Source organism: Streptomyces sp. NPDC013317, from assembly GCF_055563155.1.
In genome coordinates, this window is the sequence record NZ_JBVHDX010000003.1 from 827819 (window position 1) to 842768 (window position 14950).

General features: G+C 70.0%; 14 protein-coding genes. 2 read left to right on the forward strand and 12 right to left on the reverse strand.

The window, feature by feature from the left end; genetic code table 11:
• Positions 1-102: 102 nt before the first annotated feature.
• Positions 103-1263, reverse strand: a complete 1161-nt coding sequence (locus tag ACZ3IJ_RS12475; RefSeq protein ID WP_467467637.1) for an IS701 family transposase — start codon at positions 1261-1263, stop codon at positions 103-105.
• 140 nt (positions 1264-1403) lie between these two features.
• Positions 1404-2084, reverse strand: a complete 681-nt coding sequence (locus tag ACZ3IJ_RS12480) for a ScbR family autoregulator-binding transcription factor (protein WP_467467638.1) — start codon at positions 2082-2084, stop codon at positions 1404-1406.
• 129 nt (positions 2085-2213) lie between these two features.
• Between ACZ3IJ_RS12480 and ACZ3IJ_RS12485 the strand changes: the two genes are divergently transcribed.
• The gene (locus ACZ3IJ_RS12485; RefSeq protein ID WP_467467639.1) at positions 2214-3146 is read left to right on the forward strand and encodes a ScbA/BarX family gamma-butyrolactone biosynthesis protein; all 933 of its coding nucleotides are present in this window, start codon (positions 2214-2216) and stop codon (positions 3144-3146) included.
• Positions 3147-3250: 104 nt separating this feature from the next.
• Here ACZ3IJ_RS12485 and ACZ3IJ_RS12490 read toward each other — a convergent pair whose 3' ends face one another.
• From ACZ3IJ_RS12490 to ACZ3IJ_RS12535, 10 genes are all read right to left on the reverse strand, one after another.
• Entirely contained in the window at positions 3251-4015 is a 765-nt protein-coding gene (locus tag ACZ3IJ_RS12490) for an SDR family NAD(P)-dependent oxidoreductase (protein WP_467467640.1), read from the reverse strand.
• Entirely contained in the window at positions 4008-5021 is a 1014-nt protein-coding gene (locus tag ACZ3IJ_RS12495) for a Gfo/Idh/MocA family protein (RefSeq protein WP_467467641.1), read from the reverse strand. The genes ACZ3IJ_RS12490 and ACZ3IJ_RS12495 overlap by 8 nt, the downstream gene beginning before the upstream one ends.
• Positions 5018-6406 (reverse strand): NDP-hexose 2,3-dehydratase family protein, encoded by a 1389-nt coding sequence (locus tag ACZ3IJ_RS12500; protein ID WP_467467642.1) that lies wholly within the window; start codon positions 6404-6406, stop codon positions 5018-5020. Before ACZ3IJ_RS12500 ends, ACZ3IJ_RS12495 begins: the two co-directional genes overlap by 4 nt.
• Entirely contained in the window at positions 6403-7707 is a 1305-nt protein-coding gene (rfbH, locus tag ACZ3IJ_RS12505) for a lipopolysaccharide biosynthesis protein RfbH (RefSeq protein WP_467467677.1), read from the reverse strand. The genes ACZ3IJ_RS12500 and rfbH overlap by 4 nt, the downstream gene beginning before the upstream one ends.
• Positions 7708-7717: 10 nt before the next feature.
• A complete protein-coding gene (gene rfbB, locus ACZ3IJ_RS12510) occupies positions 7718-8695 on the reverse strand; it encodes a dTDP-glucose 4,6-dehydratase (RefSeq protein WP_467467643.1) in 978 nt (325 codons plus the stop codon).
• Positions 8692-9759, reverse strand: coding sequence for a glucose-1-phosphate thymidylyltransferase (locus ACZ3IJ_RS12515; RefSeq protein WP_467467644.1), 1068 nt, complete (start codon positions 9757-9759; stop codon positions 8692-8694). The genes rfbB and ACZ3IJ_RS12515 overlap by 4 nt, the downstream gene beginning before the upstream one ends.
• A complete protein-coding gene (locus ACZ3IJ_RS12520; protein ID WP_467467645.1) occupies positions 9756-10370 on the reverse strand; it encodes a dTDP-4-dehydrorhamnose 3,5-epimerase family protein in 615 nt (204 codons plus the stop codon). Before ACZ3IJ_RS12520 ends, ACZ3IJ_RS12515 begins: the two co-directional genes overlap by 4 nt.
• A gap of 31 nt (positions 10371-10401) precedes the next feature.
• Positions 10402-11553: a DegT/DnrJ/EryC1/StrS family aminotransferase gene (locus ACZ3IJ_RS12525; protein ID WP_467467646.1), complete on the reverse strand. Its 1152-nt coding sequence runs from the start codon at positions 11551-11553 to the stop codon at positions 10402-10404.
• Between the two features lie 292 nt (positions 11554-11845).
• The gene (locus ACZ3IJ_RS12530) at positions 11846-12262 is read right to left on the reverse strand and encodes a YybH family protein (protein ID WP_467467647.1); all 417 of its coding nucleotides are present in this window, start codon (positions 12260-12262) and stop codon (positions 11846-11848) included.
• Positions 12263-12355: 93 nt separating this feature from the next.
• Positions 12356-12733 (reverse strand): YybH family protein, encoded by a 378-nt coding sequence (locus tag ACZ3IJ_RS12535; protein WP_467467648.1) that lies wholly within the window; start codon positions 12731-12733, stop codon positions 12356-12358.
• Positions 12734-13037: 304 nt separating this feature from the next.
• Here ACZ3IJ_RS12535 and ACZ3IJ_RS12540 point away from each other — a divergent pair.
• On the forward strand, positions 13038-14950 hold a 1913-nt coding region (locus tag ACZ3IJ_RS12540; RefSeq protein ID WP_467467649.1), incomplete at its 3' end, for a type I polyketide synthase.

The window sequence follows — 14950 nt, forward strand, 5'->3', positions numbered from 1 at the left end:
CCCGTTCCGGCGCTTCCGCCGCCTGTGTCGGTGCTGCTGGTGTGTTGCTGTCGACACTAGGGAGCAGAGGGACGGGCGTCCTCATGAGTAACCACGAGAATGTCATATTACCGGACGGTAGTCCGGTGAATCCGGCCCGCGCGATCCGCCCACGCCATACGTGTGCGTGGCGAGGACGTGATGGGCGACCGACGCCAGCGTGACGTGCCGGTGCCAGCCGGGGAACGAGCGTCCGGCGAAGTCGGTGACACCCACGCGCGCCGAGACGGCGGTGAAGTCGCGTGCCACGACGGCGGGTAGCCGGGTCAGCCGCAGCAGCGACGACAGATCCGGCGCGTCGGCGTTGGTCAGCCACAGGCTCGGGTCCCCCGGCCCGTTGCGCCACTCCCCCACCAGCAGCATGCCCCGCCTGAGCGCCTCCGGGTGCGTGACGGGGATGGCCGCCGCCGTCGTCGGCCCGTCCCCGGGATTCACCTGCCGCCGCAGGCGGGGCAGGGTGGCCGCGAGCTCCGCCGCGGTCCGGTCGCGGTCGCCGAACCGGGGCAGCTTGGCCCGGTTCAGCCGGAGCAGGGCACCGGCGGGCACGCGTACGAGGAAACGGGTGCCACGCGATGCGAGCCGGCCCGCGAGCGCCGGCCCGTCGATCTCCTCGGCATCGACGACGACGGGGCCGCCCAGGACCCCCTCGACCCCTTCGACACCGGCGACGGCATCCCGAACGCACTGCTCAAGGGTGCCGGAGGTGGCGTCCTCGGGTATGTTCGCGCGCCCCCTGAGCGGGTCCTCCAGCCAGCGGTCGGAGAGCCGCAACCGCCAGTCGACCGGCACGGCGTACCGGTTCGCGGCCATCCAGACCCCCACCGCCTGCTGGCCGTAGAGGCCGGCCCCCTGCGGGTCGGCACCGATCGAATGGGGTCCGGCCTTCGGGATCACCGTGGGCCTGACGACCCATGCCTCGGGAGCCAGGGCGTGCTGGACATGCCTGGCCAGAGCGTGGCGCACCGGCATCCAGTCCCAGGGCGATGCGCTGATGAAGTGATGCACGTTCTGCTGCGCGGCGTCCCCCTCGAACTGCGCCGCGATGTTGCGCAGGGTCTTGCGGCCGGGCCGGTCGAGCAGGCCGCGCACATACCGCTCGGCCTTACGACGCTGCTCGGCGCGCGGCATCGAGCCGAACAGGCGGCGGCCGAGCTCGGCGTCGAGAACAGGACGCGGCAGGGCGGTACCCGCCGCGTCGACAGGTGGTGAGACGTGCCTGTTCAAGATTCCCCCGTGATGTGGCGATCCGGACGTGGCCCCTGGCGGCCGGCTGCCGCTCACGAAACAGGTCAGACGTCCGTTTTCAATGGAACACGACCCCTGCGAACGGGAGTCGAGACGCCCGGTATGACCGGCCTCCTCCGTCATGCGGGGTGACCGGCCTCCTGCCCCCGCACCGGAACCGGGACAAGCCGGGCGGGATCGACGGCCGCCAGCAGGCGCTCGGCGCGGTAGGGCGAGGTGTCCAGCTTCGCCAGTACGCCGGCGGACGCGACGTTGGGAAGCACGAGCGCCAGCAGCGCCGAGATCTCCTCCGAGAGATCGGCGTCCGGCAGCGCCTCGGTCACCAACTGAACGCCGGTCCACGCCCCGACGAACAGCCGCGCCGTCTCGCCCGGATCGACGTGGGGCAGCAACTCCCCGCGCACTTGGGCCTCTTGGAGGACGTCACGGCTGACCACGATCCAGTCGGGCCACCGGGTACCGAAGAGGCTGCGGGCCTTGGGGTCCACGGACAGCCGGACCGAGGCGCTCAACAGGGGCTCCCTGGGCAGGCGGTAGGCCAGCAGGAGCGCCAGGTCCACCCACTCCTGCAGCTTGAACTGCTGCGGCGTGGCGCCTTCCGTGGTGACCGCCTCGTCCAGCACGGCACGCGCCAGCTCCTCCTTCGACGTGAAGTGGAAGTACAGCCCGCCACGCGTGAGTTGGATCCGCTCGATGAGTCCACCGATGGTGGTGGCGTCGTACCCCAGCTCGTTGAACATCTCCGCAGCCGCCACAAGGATCGCTCTGCGGGTGCGGATCGCTCGTTCCTGTCTCGCCACCAGTTGCCTCCATGGCACTCTCTTTGCCAGTGCTTGAACTCACATTGACCAAACCAAAAAAACCGAACGGAGGACCGGTACTTTACAACCACAACATCACGACAGCGTTCACAAGTCCAAGGGGGGGCCTTGCCCGCAGTCTCTGTTGCCCGTTGCCCGTTACCCGGTCCGCGCCCCGCACCGTCGTCCGCCACCGACCTTTCGGCACGCCTGGGCGGTTACACCCACCTCAGGATCCGCGAATCCATCCTCGTGACCAGCTGGGAACGCACCGGCGAGCACAGCTCGACACTCCGCGTCCGCTGGCCCTCACCCTCCGCCGGACGGCCGTACGATCCACGCGTCCTCAACCAGACGATCAGGCAGAGCGGGCTGGTCGTCGCGCATGCCGAGTACGACGTCCCTCTCGATCATCAGACCCTGCTGCGCTTCCTCGACATCACCGTCGCCGACCCCTTCCCGATACCGGACGGGCGGCAACCCTCCCACCTGGAGGTCGACGTGACGGTGGCGCGCGCCAAAGGAGGTCGCCAGAACCGCAGTTCGCTGCACATGCACTTCCGCATCCACCACGAGGGCACCACCGTTGCCCGGGCCGACTCGGAGTTCGGCTGGATGTCCCCCCAGGTCTACCGCCGTGTCAGAGGCGAGCACCTCACGGTCGACTGGGGTGCCTGGCCGCTGCCCGAGCCGGTGGATCCGGCGCGCGTGGGGCGCGAGGACGTCACCGACGTGCTGCTCTCGCCCACCGAAGAGCCCTACCGCTGGCAGCTGCGCAACGACGTGTCCAACACGGTGCTCTTCGACCACCCCGTCGACCACGTGCCGGGTCTGACGCTGATGGAGGCCGCCGACCAGGCGGCGCACGCGGTGCTGGGGCCCGAGACCTTCCGGCCCACGGAGGTGTCCACCAGCTACGTCCGGTACGTGGAGTTCGACCGGCCGTGTCTGGTCGAGGCGGAGCTGCTTCCCGCCGAGCCCGGCCGCTTCGCCGTGTCGGTGACCGGCACACAGGACGGTGTCCGCGCGTTCTCGGCGGTCTTCCGCGGAGCGGGCGGATGAGCTGACCGGCTTCGGCGACGCGGCCGCCACGGCCGTACGCCGGCTGTCCGGCCCCCGTGCGTGGGCGGGCGGGCGAGAGCCTCGCCCGCCCGCCCACGCTGCCGTCACTTGTTGACGAACCCGCCGTCCACCGGCACCACGGCACCGGTCAGGAACGGGCAGCGGTCGCTGAGCAGCCACACCACGGCCTGCGCGATCTCCTCGGGCTCGGCCGTTCGGCCTTGCGGCGTCAGGGAGTTGGCGAGCTCCTCCAAGCCGGGGTTGCGTCCGAACCAGTCACGGGTGATCTCGCTCCGGGTGGTGCCCGGCGCGATCGCGTTCACCCGCACACCCTGGTGGGCGTACTCGTCCGCGGCGGCCCGCGTGAGGCCGATGACCGCGTGCTTGGACGCGACGTACGGGGCCGCCGTGGGGATGGCGACCAGTCCGCCGACGCTGCTGTTGTTCACGATCGCGCCGCCCCCGCCTTCGAGCATCGCCGCGAGCTCGTGGCGCAGGCAGTTGAACACCCCGCGTACGTTGGTGTCCATGATGGTCTCGTAGACCTCGTCCGACATCAGATGCAGCGGAGTGCGGTCCCCGCCTATGCCGGCGTTGTTGAACGCCCCGTCGAGGCGCCCGTGTTCGGCGACCGTGAAGTCCACGGCCCGCTTGGCGTCGTCGGGGACGGTGACGTCCCCGACGACGTACGACGCCCGTGCCCCCTTCGCCCGGAGCCTCTCGGTGAGTTCGGCCAGCCGGTCCTCGCGGCGCGCGGTCAGGACCACCGCCGCGCCCTCCTGTGCGCAGGCCTCCGCCGTCGCCGCGCCGATGCCGCTGCTCGCCCCGGTGATCAGGACGACTTTCCCCAACAGAAGATCACTAGACATGAGGGGAGTCTCGCAGGGTCGTCCGGGGAGGGCACGCGGTTTCGGCGCCCGCGGCGCGAGCGGCGATCTCCTCCAGCAGCGTGGCCTGTCCCAGCAGATCCTTGTCCGCCCTCGCGCGGGTGCGCACCGCGTGCGCGAAGGAGGCGACTGCCCGGGCGACCTGGTCCTCGGCGGCGAGCCGAACCTCCGTGACCTCGCCGCCCGACTCCAGGCGCAGCACCGGGGTGTGGTCGGCCGGCGGCGTGAAGGCGCGTTCGACGGTCAGCCGGCCCCGGCTTCCCGCGTACGCGTAGACGTTGCGGTAGGCGTCGTCGAGTCCGTACGTGAGCTGGGCGCCGACGCCTGCCGGGGTGTGGAGCAGGACCGTGCCGCCCGTGTCCACCTCGTCCTTCGGGCCACGGAGGGCGACAGCCCCGGCGACCCGCAGCCCCTCGCCGAGGGCGAGCAGGGCGGCGCGCACCGGGTAGACGCCGGTGTCCCACAGCGCTCCGCCGCCGAGGTCCTGGCGGTAGCGGATGTCGGCGGGGTCCCGTCTGGGGACCGTGAAAGCGGCATGGAAGGAGCGCAGTTCACCGATGGCACCGTCCTCGACGAGCGCCCGTGCCGCCGCGTGCTGGGAGTGGTGCGGGAACATGACGTTCTCGACCAGGGCCAGCCCTCGGGAGTGGGCGAGGCCGAGGAGTTCGGCGGTCTCGGCCCGGGTGGTGGTGAGGGGTTTCTCCGCCAGGACGTGCTTGCCGGCCAGCAGGGCCGCTCGGACCCAGTGCGCGTGGAGCGCGGCGGGCAGAGGTACGTACACGGCTTCGATCTCGTCGTCCTCCAGGGCGGCGTCGTAGCCGTGGAGGGCACGGCCGCCGTACGTGTGCGCGAGCGCCCGGGCCTTCGCCGGGTCCCGGCTCGCCACCGCCGCGACCGTGATGTCGCGGCAGGCGGCGAAGGCGGGCAGCATGCGGCGGCGGGCGATGTCGGCGCAGCCGAGTACGGCCAGGCGTACGGGTGGGGTCACAGCGTCACCGCACCGGTGTTCAGGAGGGAGAGCAGGGTGCGGGCCTGGACGTTGACGTAGTGGCTGTGGCGCACCAGCGAGCGCAGTTGGCCGGGCGTCACCCAGGCGTACCCGGGGGGCGGGTCCAGGGGGGCCTCGCTCTCGTCGGCATCCACGAAGAGATAGCGACTCTCGGCGTTGAGGAAGCGCCCGCCCTCCTCCGAGTGGAGCACGTCGTAGCGCACGCGATCGGGATCGGCGGAGAGGACGAGGTCGAGGAACGGGGGCCGTCCGTCTCCCGTGCGCTCCGCGTGGTTGGCCGCCGTGTACTGGACGGTCGGTGCCAGCTCGATCCGGTCGAGGAAGCCGCCCTCCATCCTGGCGTGGGCGAGCAGGTGCGGCACTCCTCCGATGCGGCGGGTCACGAACGCGGTGACGCCGATGCCGCACGGTTCGAACAGGGGCTGCGTCCAGCCGCGCACCTCCCGGTTGGCGGCCTCCACGGCGACGGCGACGACGCGGAAGAACCGCCCCTTGACGTGGTCGATGGACGACTCCCCCCGTACCCAGTCCTGGACCTGGCCGAGCGGGATGCGCTCCGCCCGTACCTCGGCCGCGGAGCGTCGGGCGGTGAACCAGGAGAGCAGGGCCGTGTCGGACCGCAGGGCGCCCGGTTCCGAGGAGGCGACGGGCGCGCAGGCGAGGACGGTGCGGGAGTCCATGTTCACCACGTTGTCACGGCGCAGGAGTTCGCCGATCTGGCCGAGGGTCAGCCAGCAGAAGTCCTCGTCGAGCGGGATGTCCTCGTCCGTCTCCACGAGCATGTTGCGGTTGGCCTTGCGGAAGAACCACGCGCCGTGCTCGGACTGCAGGACGTCCGCGAGGACCCGGCCGCGACCGGGATCGGTGAAGTGTTCGAGGTACTTCACGTCCGCGCCGCGGTGGACCTTGGTGTAGTTGCTGCGGGTGGCCTGCACCGTGGGCGAGAGCTGGAGCAGGTTGCGGTTGCCGGGCTCCATCTTGGCCTGCATCAGGAAGTGCGGAACGCCGTCGAACTCCTTGACCAGGATGCCGAGGATCCCGACCTCGGGCTGTTTGATGATCGGCTGCTGCCAGTGCGGGAAGGGGCCCGTGTCGGTGTCGACGGACAGCCCCTCGACGGTGAAGAACCTTCCGGTGCGGTGGCCGAGGTTGCCGGTACCGTCCTGGAACGACCAGCCGTCCAGCTCCGCGAACGGGATGCGCTCCACGCGGAAGTGGTGAGCCTTCCTGCGGCCCTGGAGCCAGCGGTCGAAGTCCGCCGTGCGGAGCTGTGCGCCGGCGTCGGTGACCTGCGCGGACCGGATGAACCGTGGTCCCAGGGCGGGGTCATGACGTGCACTCAGGAGCGATGGCGCGGTGTTCATACGCGTGCCTCCACGAACTCCTTGACCGTGGCGATCACGTAGTCGAGCATCGGCTCGGTCAGCCCCGGATAGACCCCGACCCAGAAGGTGCGGTCGGTGACGATGTCGGAGTTGACCAGGTCGCCGACGACCCTGTGGGGGCGGTCCAGGTAGGCGGGGTGGCGCGTGAGGTTGCCGGCGAAGAGCCGACGGGTGCCGATCTTGCGGTCCTCCAGGTGATGGACCAGCTCGGCCCGGCTGAACGGCGCGTCCGCGTCCACGGTGATCACGAACCCGAACCAGCTGGGGTCGCTGCCCGGGGTGGGTTCGGGCAGCAGCAGATGCGGGACGCCGTCGAGCCCCTCGCGCAGTCGGCGCCAGTTCCGCCTGCGGGCCTCGATGAACCCGTCGAGCTTCTCCAACTGGGTCAGGCCCAGGGCCGCTTGCAGGTCGGTCGCCTTCAGGTTGTAGCCGACGTGGGAGAAGATGTACTTGTGGTCGTAGCCCTCCGGAAGCGTTCCCATCTGGTACTGGAAGCGCTTCAGGCACGTGTTGTTCTTGCCGGGCTCGCACCAGCAGTCCCGTCCCCAGTCGCGTAGGGACTCCACGATCCGCGCGAGCTTCAGGTCGGAGGTCAGGACACAGCCGCCCTCGCCCATGGTGAGGTGATGGGCGGGGTAGAAGCTGACGGTCGTGACGTCGCCGAAGGTGCCGGTGAGCTGCCCCTGGTACGTGGAGCCCACGCCGTCGCAGTTGTCCTCGATGAAGAACAGGCCGTGGTCCCTGGCGAGTTGGGCGATCTCCGCCGCCTCGAAGGGGTTGCCGAGCGCGTGGGCGATCATGATGGCGCGGGTCTTGGGGCCGATGGCCTGCGCCACGCGGTCGGCCGTGGTGTTGTAGGTGCCCAGCTCCACGTCGACGAAGACGGGGATGAGGCCGTTCTGCACGATCGGATTCACCGTGGTGGGGAAGCCCGCGGCGACGGTGATCACCTCGTCGCCCGGGCGGAGCCTGCGGTCCTCGAACAGGTGCGAGGTGTACGCGGACAGCGCCAGCAGGTTGGCGGAGGAGCCCGAGTTCGTCAGATGCGCCTTGCGGCGCCGCAGCCGGCGGGCGAAGGCGGACTCGAACCGCCGGGAGCTCGGCCCGGCCGCGATGCGCAGGTCGAGCGCGGCCTCGACGAGGGCCGCCCGGTCGTCCGCGTCGAGGACGGCTCCGGAGGGCCAGATCTCCGTGACCCCGGGCACGAAGCCGTCGGTGTCCTGCTGGTCGAGGTGGTACTTGCGGACCTCGTCCAGGACCAGCGCCTTGTGGTCGCTCATCGATCGCTCCTCAGCCACGGGCCCGCTCCTTGGACGCTTTCCACCAGTGCACGTTGTCGCGGTACCAGGCGACGGTCTCCGCCAGGCCCTGCCCGAAGTCGATCCGCGGGGCGTAGCCCAGCTCTTCGCGGATCTTGGTCTCGTCGAGCGAGTAGCGCAGGTCGTGTCCCTTGCGGTCCTCGACGTGCCGGATGCTCGACCGGTCCGCCCCGCACAGCTCGAGAAGCCGCTCGGTGACGGAGAGGTTGGTCTGCTCGTTTCCGCCGCCGACGTTGTAGATCTCGCCCGCGCGTCCCCGGGTGAGGACCAGCTGGATGGCCCGCGAGTGGTCGTCGACGTGCAGCCATTCCCGCACGTTGAGCCCGTCGCCGTACAGCGGAACCCGCTCGCCTTCGAGGAGGTTGGTGATGAACAGCGGAATGAGCTTCTCGGGGTGCTGGTGGGGGCCGAAGTTGTTGGAGCACCGGGTGATCGAGAGGTTCAGTCCGTGCGTACGCCAGTAGGCGCGGGCGATCAGGTCGGACGCGGCCTTCGACGCCGCGTAGGGGGAGTTCGGCAGGAGGGGCCACTCCTCCGTCCACGAGCCCTCGGCGATGGAGCCGTACACCTCGTCGGTGGAGACGTGGACGACGCGGCCCACGCCGGCGGCGAGGCAGGCGTCGAGGAGGATCTGGGTGCCCAGGACGTTCGTACGGACGAACGCGTCGGCGAGGGCGAGCGAGCGGTCGACGTGGGACTCGGCGGCGAAGTGGACGACGGCGTCGTGGCCGGGGAGCACGTCGAGCAGCAGGTCGCGGTCGCAGACGTCGCCTTCGACCAGGTCGAGGCGGGGGTGCCCGAGGGGGATGTTGTCCCGGTTGCCGGCGTAGGTCAGCTTGTCGAGGACGGTGACGTGGGCCTGCTCGTAGCCGGGGTAGCCCCCGGCCAGCATGGTGCGGACGTAGTGGGATCCGATGAACCCGGCGCCGCCGGTGACCAGTACCCTCATGCCGCCACCTCCACATGGGTGTGGTCGCCGACCACGAGACGGTGGTGGGCCTCGGCGTGATCGCTCGGCCCGATGCTCGCGGAGCGGCCGATGAGCGAGCCGTGCAGCCCCGGCACCTGGGTGATCGACGCGCCGGCCATGACGATGGAGTCCGTGAGCTGGGTGGCTCGCAGGACGCAGTCGCGGGCGATGGAGGTGTCCGGGCCGATCCGGCTGTCCTCCACGAGCGTGCCGGCGCCGATCACGACAGGCCCCACGATGCGGGAGCGTACGACGCGCGCGCCGTGCTCCACGACGACCGGGCCGACGAGTTCGCTGGTCGCGTCGACGTCTCCGTCGACACGGCGGCTCAGGGCGCCGAGGAGGTGCCGGTTGCACTCCAGTACGTCGTCGGCCCTGCCGGTGTCCTTCCAGTACCCGTCGTACTCGCCGGCCCTCACGCCGTGGCCGTGGGTGAGCAGCCACTGGATGGCGTCGGTGATCTCCAGCTCGCCCCGGGCGCTGGGCTCGATGGCGGCGACGGCCTGGTGGACGGCGCTGGTGAAGAAGTACACGCCGATCAGGGCGAGGTCGCTGCGCGGCCGGCTCGGCTTCTCCTCCAGGGAGACGACGGCGCCGTCCGCGTCGAGCTCGGCGACGCCGAAGGCGCGCGGGTCGGGCACCTTGGAGACGACGATCTGGGCGGCGGGGCGGTCGGCACGGAACTCCTCCGCGATCTTGGTGATGCCCTCGGGGAGCATGTTGTCGCCGAGGTACATGACGAAGTCGTCGTCACCGAGGAACGGGCGTGCCAGCTCGACGCAGTGGGCGAGCCCCCGCGGCCTGTCCTGGTGGATGGGGGTGATGCGGGCGCCGAAGCGGGACCCGTCGCCGAGGGCTTCGGTGATCTGCGCGGCGCGGTCGCCGACGATCACGGCGATCTCGCTCACCCCGAGATCGACGATGTTCTCCACGGCGTACTCGAGGACCGGCTTGTTCACGATCGGGATCAGCTGTTTCGGCATCGAATAGCTGAAGGGGCGCAGGCGCGTACCCGCCCCGCCCGACAGCACCAGAGCCTTCATGACAGTGCCTTCCTTGAAGCTGAGGAGTGTGTGCCTCGGGTCGCTTCCTGCCATGAGGCCAGAAGTCCCGTGGATACGGCTTCGCGAACGCCGGGGGCCGTCGCGTCCTTGCGGGACATCAGTGGGGGTTCGGAGAAGCCCCAGGGGAGGGCGAGATCGGCGTCCAGGGGGTTGATGTCGATCTGCGTGCCGGGGATGTACACGCTGGAGAGTACGTAGCAGATACGGGCGTCGTCGGTGAGGGTGAGGAACCCGTGGCCTACGCCCTCCGGTATGTAGACCGCCCTGCCCGACGCGGCGTCGAGCACGTGGGTCGTGTACGCGCCGAAGGTGGGCGAGCCGACCCGCAGATCCACCGCGATGTCGCGCAGTGCGCCGCGCACGCAGGTGACGTACTTCGCCTGCCCCGGCGGTATGGCCACGCCGTGGATCCCGCGCAGGGTGTTACGGCGCGAGGTCGAGTAGTTGATCTGGCGCGGCACGAAGGGGCGTCCGACGGCGGCTTCGAGGAGGTCCGTGCGCAGGCCCTCGAAGAAGTCGCCGCGCTCGTCGGTGTGCGGCTCGGGAGTCACGACGTGGACGCCGGGGACCGCGGTTTCGGCGATGTGCACGGAAATGACAGCCTCTCCTGGTCGCGTCCGGTCAGCCGGCGAGCTGTGTGAGGCGGTGTTCGACCGACTTTCGCAGCTCGTGGGCGACGGTGCTCACCTCACTGTCGTCGAGTCCCTGGTGCAGCGGCAGCAGGAGGGTGGTCTCGGCGGCTATGTCGGTGCCGGGGAGATGGGTGCCGGGGTCGCCGTACGCGGGCACCTTGTGCAGGGGCGGATAGCGGTAGGTGGTGTAGATGCCCTTGGCGAGGAGGTCGGCGGCGACCTGGTCGCGGATGCCGGCGTCCATCTGCACCCAGTGGAAGTAGTACGTCGAGTCGTGCCCGGCCGGCAGCGGGGCCGGCAGGCGCAGCCCCTCCACGCCGGCGAGGAGGGTGTCGTACCGCTCGGCGATGGCCCGGCGGCGCTCCACGAACTCGGGGAGCCGGCGGAGCTGGACGCCGCCGATGGCCGCGGTGACGTCGTTGCCGATGATCCGGCGGCCGAACTCCCTGACGTCCAGCTCCCACCAGCGGTGCGAGACCTTGGCCGCCGAGAAGCCGCTGGACTGCTCCAGTCCGTGATAGGCCAACCGGCGCGCCTTGCGCGCGAGTTCGGGGTCGCGGACGTACAGCATGCCGCCGTCGCCGGTCACCAGGACCTTCATGGAGTCGAAGCTCCACATCGCCACGTCGCCGAAGGTGCCGCACGTGACACCGTCGACGGCGGAGGCCACGGCGCACGCCGCGTCCTCGATGAGCGTGATACCGCGGGCGCGGCACAGTTCGGCGATGGCGACGACGTCGCCGGGCCGCCCTCCGTAGTGCAGAAGGAGGACGGCCCTGGTACGCGGGGTCAGGGCGCGCTCGACGTGCTCGACGGTCGGGTTGAGCAGGTGCGGGTCGACGTCGCAGAAGACCGGACGGGCGCCCGTGGCGGCGACCGCGTTGCCGGCGGCGACGAAGCTCGCGGAGGGCAGCACGACGTCGTCGTCCGGGCCGAGGCCGAGGAGTTCGGTGCTGAGGAACAGTCCGGCGGTGGCCGAGTTGATGAAGATCGTCTGCTCCGCCGCCACGCCCAGGTGTGCGGCGAAAGCGGCTTCGAATTCCCTGGTGCGCGGTCCGTGGCCGAGCCAGTTGCTCTCGAACACCGCCGCGACCGCGGCGAGTTCCTCGGAGCCGAGGCTCGGCTGGAAGACATTGATCATCGTGAAGCTCCGATCGGGAATTGCGCGATGTCGCACGAGATGAGGCGGCGGCTGCCGGGCAGGGACGACCGCTGTTCAGACGAGCGGTAATGGACGGGTGATAAGGAACCTCACGGAGGAGAACGGAGGACCCGGCTGGCTCCCGGACCGTCGGGGCGTCGTTCCGATCGCCCGCCCATTCACCGGCAACGGTCCGCTCATCCGCTGCGGTACGCCCTATCGCCGTGCACCAGCGGACCCCTCCGGCACACGGGGACGGGCGTCTTCCGGGGCCGGAAGCCCGGGGCCTCGGTTACTCGGGCAGCAGGCTGCCCGCGACGGGGCGGTCCACGGCCATGAGCCAGCGCCCGTCCGTGCCACGGCGCAGGACATCGGTGCAGTTGCCCTCGATGTGGAGCGGTTCACCGTCGGCGCCGGTGCCGTCGATGACGAAGCGCACGCCGATCAGGGCCACGTCGCCGGCGACGTAGGAGTGCGTGACCTCCGCCTGGAGCACCGGCTTGGAGGCCAGGAACTCCTTGAAGAACGCGAGTCGTTCCTTGCCGGTCAGCGGTGTCCCCGAGAAGTTGGAGATCGCGTCCGGCAGGTAGAGCCGGTCGAACAGCTCGCCGTCACCGGAGTTGAAGACTTGCAGGAATATCTCGTTCTGCAGATCGGTGTCGTCGGTCAGGTCGGGCTTGTCGAAGTCGATGTCGACGGTGATGGCCATGGAGTGAAAGACCCCTGCTTTCTTCGTTGAGGGTGATGGTGCGTACGACGCGCCTGCCGGCGTGGGGCCGGAGGCGAGGGGAGCCGGGCGCGCCTACTCCTCGCCGTACGGGTCGTCGATGGCGTACCGCCAGTTCCCGTCCGCACCCTGACGCAGCACGTCGACCCCGACTCCGGAGAGGTGCTCGGCGTTTCCGTCCGCGTCCGTGGTGTCGATGGTCCAGTCGACGATCAGCAGGGCCGTGTCGCCCGTCACGAAGGACTGGCGCGGCACCGCGGTCATCCTCGGACCCGCGGCGAGGTATTCCTCGACCGAATCGATCCGGGCCTGTCCGGTGAGCGGAACACCCCGGTCCCAGACCGCCACGGCGTCATCCGTGTACATCGCGTTCACGGCGTCCGCGTCACCCGCGTTGAACGCCTCGACATAGAGCGCCGTGTGCTTTTCGACGTCGTTCGTGAGTTGCGCCATGATTGAACTCCTCTGTTCAGGCGACCGCTCGACCACCCAAGGGAATTTCGACTGGATGCCCGGAGAAGGTAACAACGCGCCAGGAACCCTTCAGTCACTGCGAAGTAACGAGCCGACCACCTCGCCCGGACCGGCGGCAGTTACCGCAGCATGCGCAGACTCGCATTACGATCCATGGGCCCTTCTGAAATTCGCCGCATTCATGGTCGCCGGCTGCGATAAATCTCCGTGGGAGACATTCGACTTCCGCCATGTGGCGCACATCAAGGGAGCACGAGAACACCTCACCGGGGAGCTGAGCATCATGGCGGACGAGGACACACTCCGCGAGTACCTCAAGCGAGCGATCACGGACGCCCGTGACGCGCGCGACCGACTGCGCGACGTCGAGGAGAGAGCGCGGGAGCCGATCGCGATCGTGTCGATGGGCTGCCGGTACCCCGGTGGGGCGACCTCGCCCGAGGAGCTGTGGCGGCTCGCGGCGGAGGGCGTCGACGCCATCACCCCCTTCCCGACGGACCGCGGCTGGGACCTGGAGAACCTCTACGACCCCGAACCGGATCACGTCGGCACCAGCTACGGGCGTGAAGGCGGATTCCTGCACGACGCGGCGGAGTTCGACGCGCGCTTCTTCGCGATGTCGCCCCGTGAGGCGTCGACCGCGGACCCTCAGCAGCGGTTGCTGCTCGAAACGGCGTGGGAGACCTTCGAGCGGGCCGGCATCGACCCCGGGACGCTGAAGGGCAGTCGCACCGGCGTGTACGCGGGTGTCATGTACAACGACTACGGCTCACGGCCGGGTCTGCCCAAGGAGACCTCCGAGGGCTATCTCTTCAGCGGCAGCGCGGGCAGCATCGCCGCGGGCAGGCTCTCGTACACCTTCGGCTTCGAGGGGCCGGCGATCTCGGTCGACACGGCCTGCTCGTCCTCCCTGGTCGCCCTCCACCTCGCGGCCGGCGCACTGCGCCGAGGCGAATGCGACCTGGCCCTCGCGGGCGGCGCCACCGTGATGTCGACGCCGGTCGCCTTCGTCGAGTTCTCCCGGCTCCGGGGCCTGGCGCCCGACGGGCGTATCAAGTCGTTCGCGGCGGCGGCGGACGGCACCGCCTGGTCCGAAGGCGTCGGCCTCCTCCTCGTCGAACGCCTCTCCGACGCCCGCCGCAACGGCCACCAGATCCTCGCCGTCCTCCGAGGATCCGCCGTCAACCAGGACGGCGCCAGCAACGGCCTCACCGCCCCCAACGGCCCCTCACAAGAACGCGTCATCCGCCAAGCCCTCACCGACGCCGGACTCACCACCGACGACATCGACGCCGTCGAAGCCCACGGCACCGGAACCCGCCTCGGCGACCCCATCGAAGCCCAAGCCCTCCTCGCCACCTACGGCCACAACCGCACCACCCCCCACCCCCTCTACCTCGGCTCACTCAAATCCAACATCGGGCATGCGCAGGCGGCCGCGGGTGTCGGCGGGGTGATCAAGATGGTGCAGGCCATGCGGCACGGCGTCCTGCCCCGAACGCTCCATGTCGACGAACCCACACCGATGGTCGACTGGTCCTCCGGAGCCGTCGAACTCCTGACCCGCCCACGGGAATGGCCGGAGACGGGTCGGACGCGGCGCGCGGCGGTCTCGTCGTTCGGATTCGGAGGGACGAACGCGCATGTGATCCTCGAGCAGGGTCCTGCCGAGGAAGACTCCCCGGCCGCGCCCGGCACGAACTCCACCGTTCCGTCGGTGGTGCAGTCGGTGGAGCCGCCGGTGACGCCATCGGTGACGCCATCGGTGATGATGCCCTGGCTGCTGTCGGCCAAGAGCGGCCAGGCCCTGCGCGAGCAGGCTGATCGGCTCATCGACCTGTGCAGCCGCAACACTGCGGTCTCGCCTGTCGACGTCGGCTGGTCCCTGGCCACCACACGTGCCACGCACACCCACCGAAGCGTCGTACTCGGCTCAGATCAGGCCCAACTCCTGGAGGGCCTACGGGCGGTGTCGCAGGGGAGGCCGGCGCCGGGTGTGGTCTCGGGTGTCGTGAACCCCGGGAAGACCGCGTTCCTCTTCACCGGCCAGGGCTCACAACGACTCGGCATGGGCACACAACTGTACGAACACTTCCCCGCATTCGCCGCCGCCTTCGACGAGGTGTGCGCCGCACTCGACCCCCACCTGCAACACCCCATCGCCGACACCATCCGCAACGGCGGACCACTCCTGGA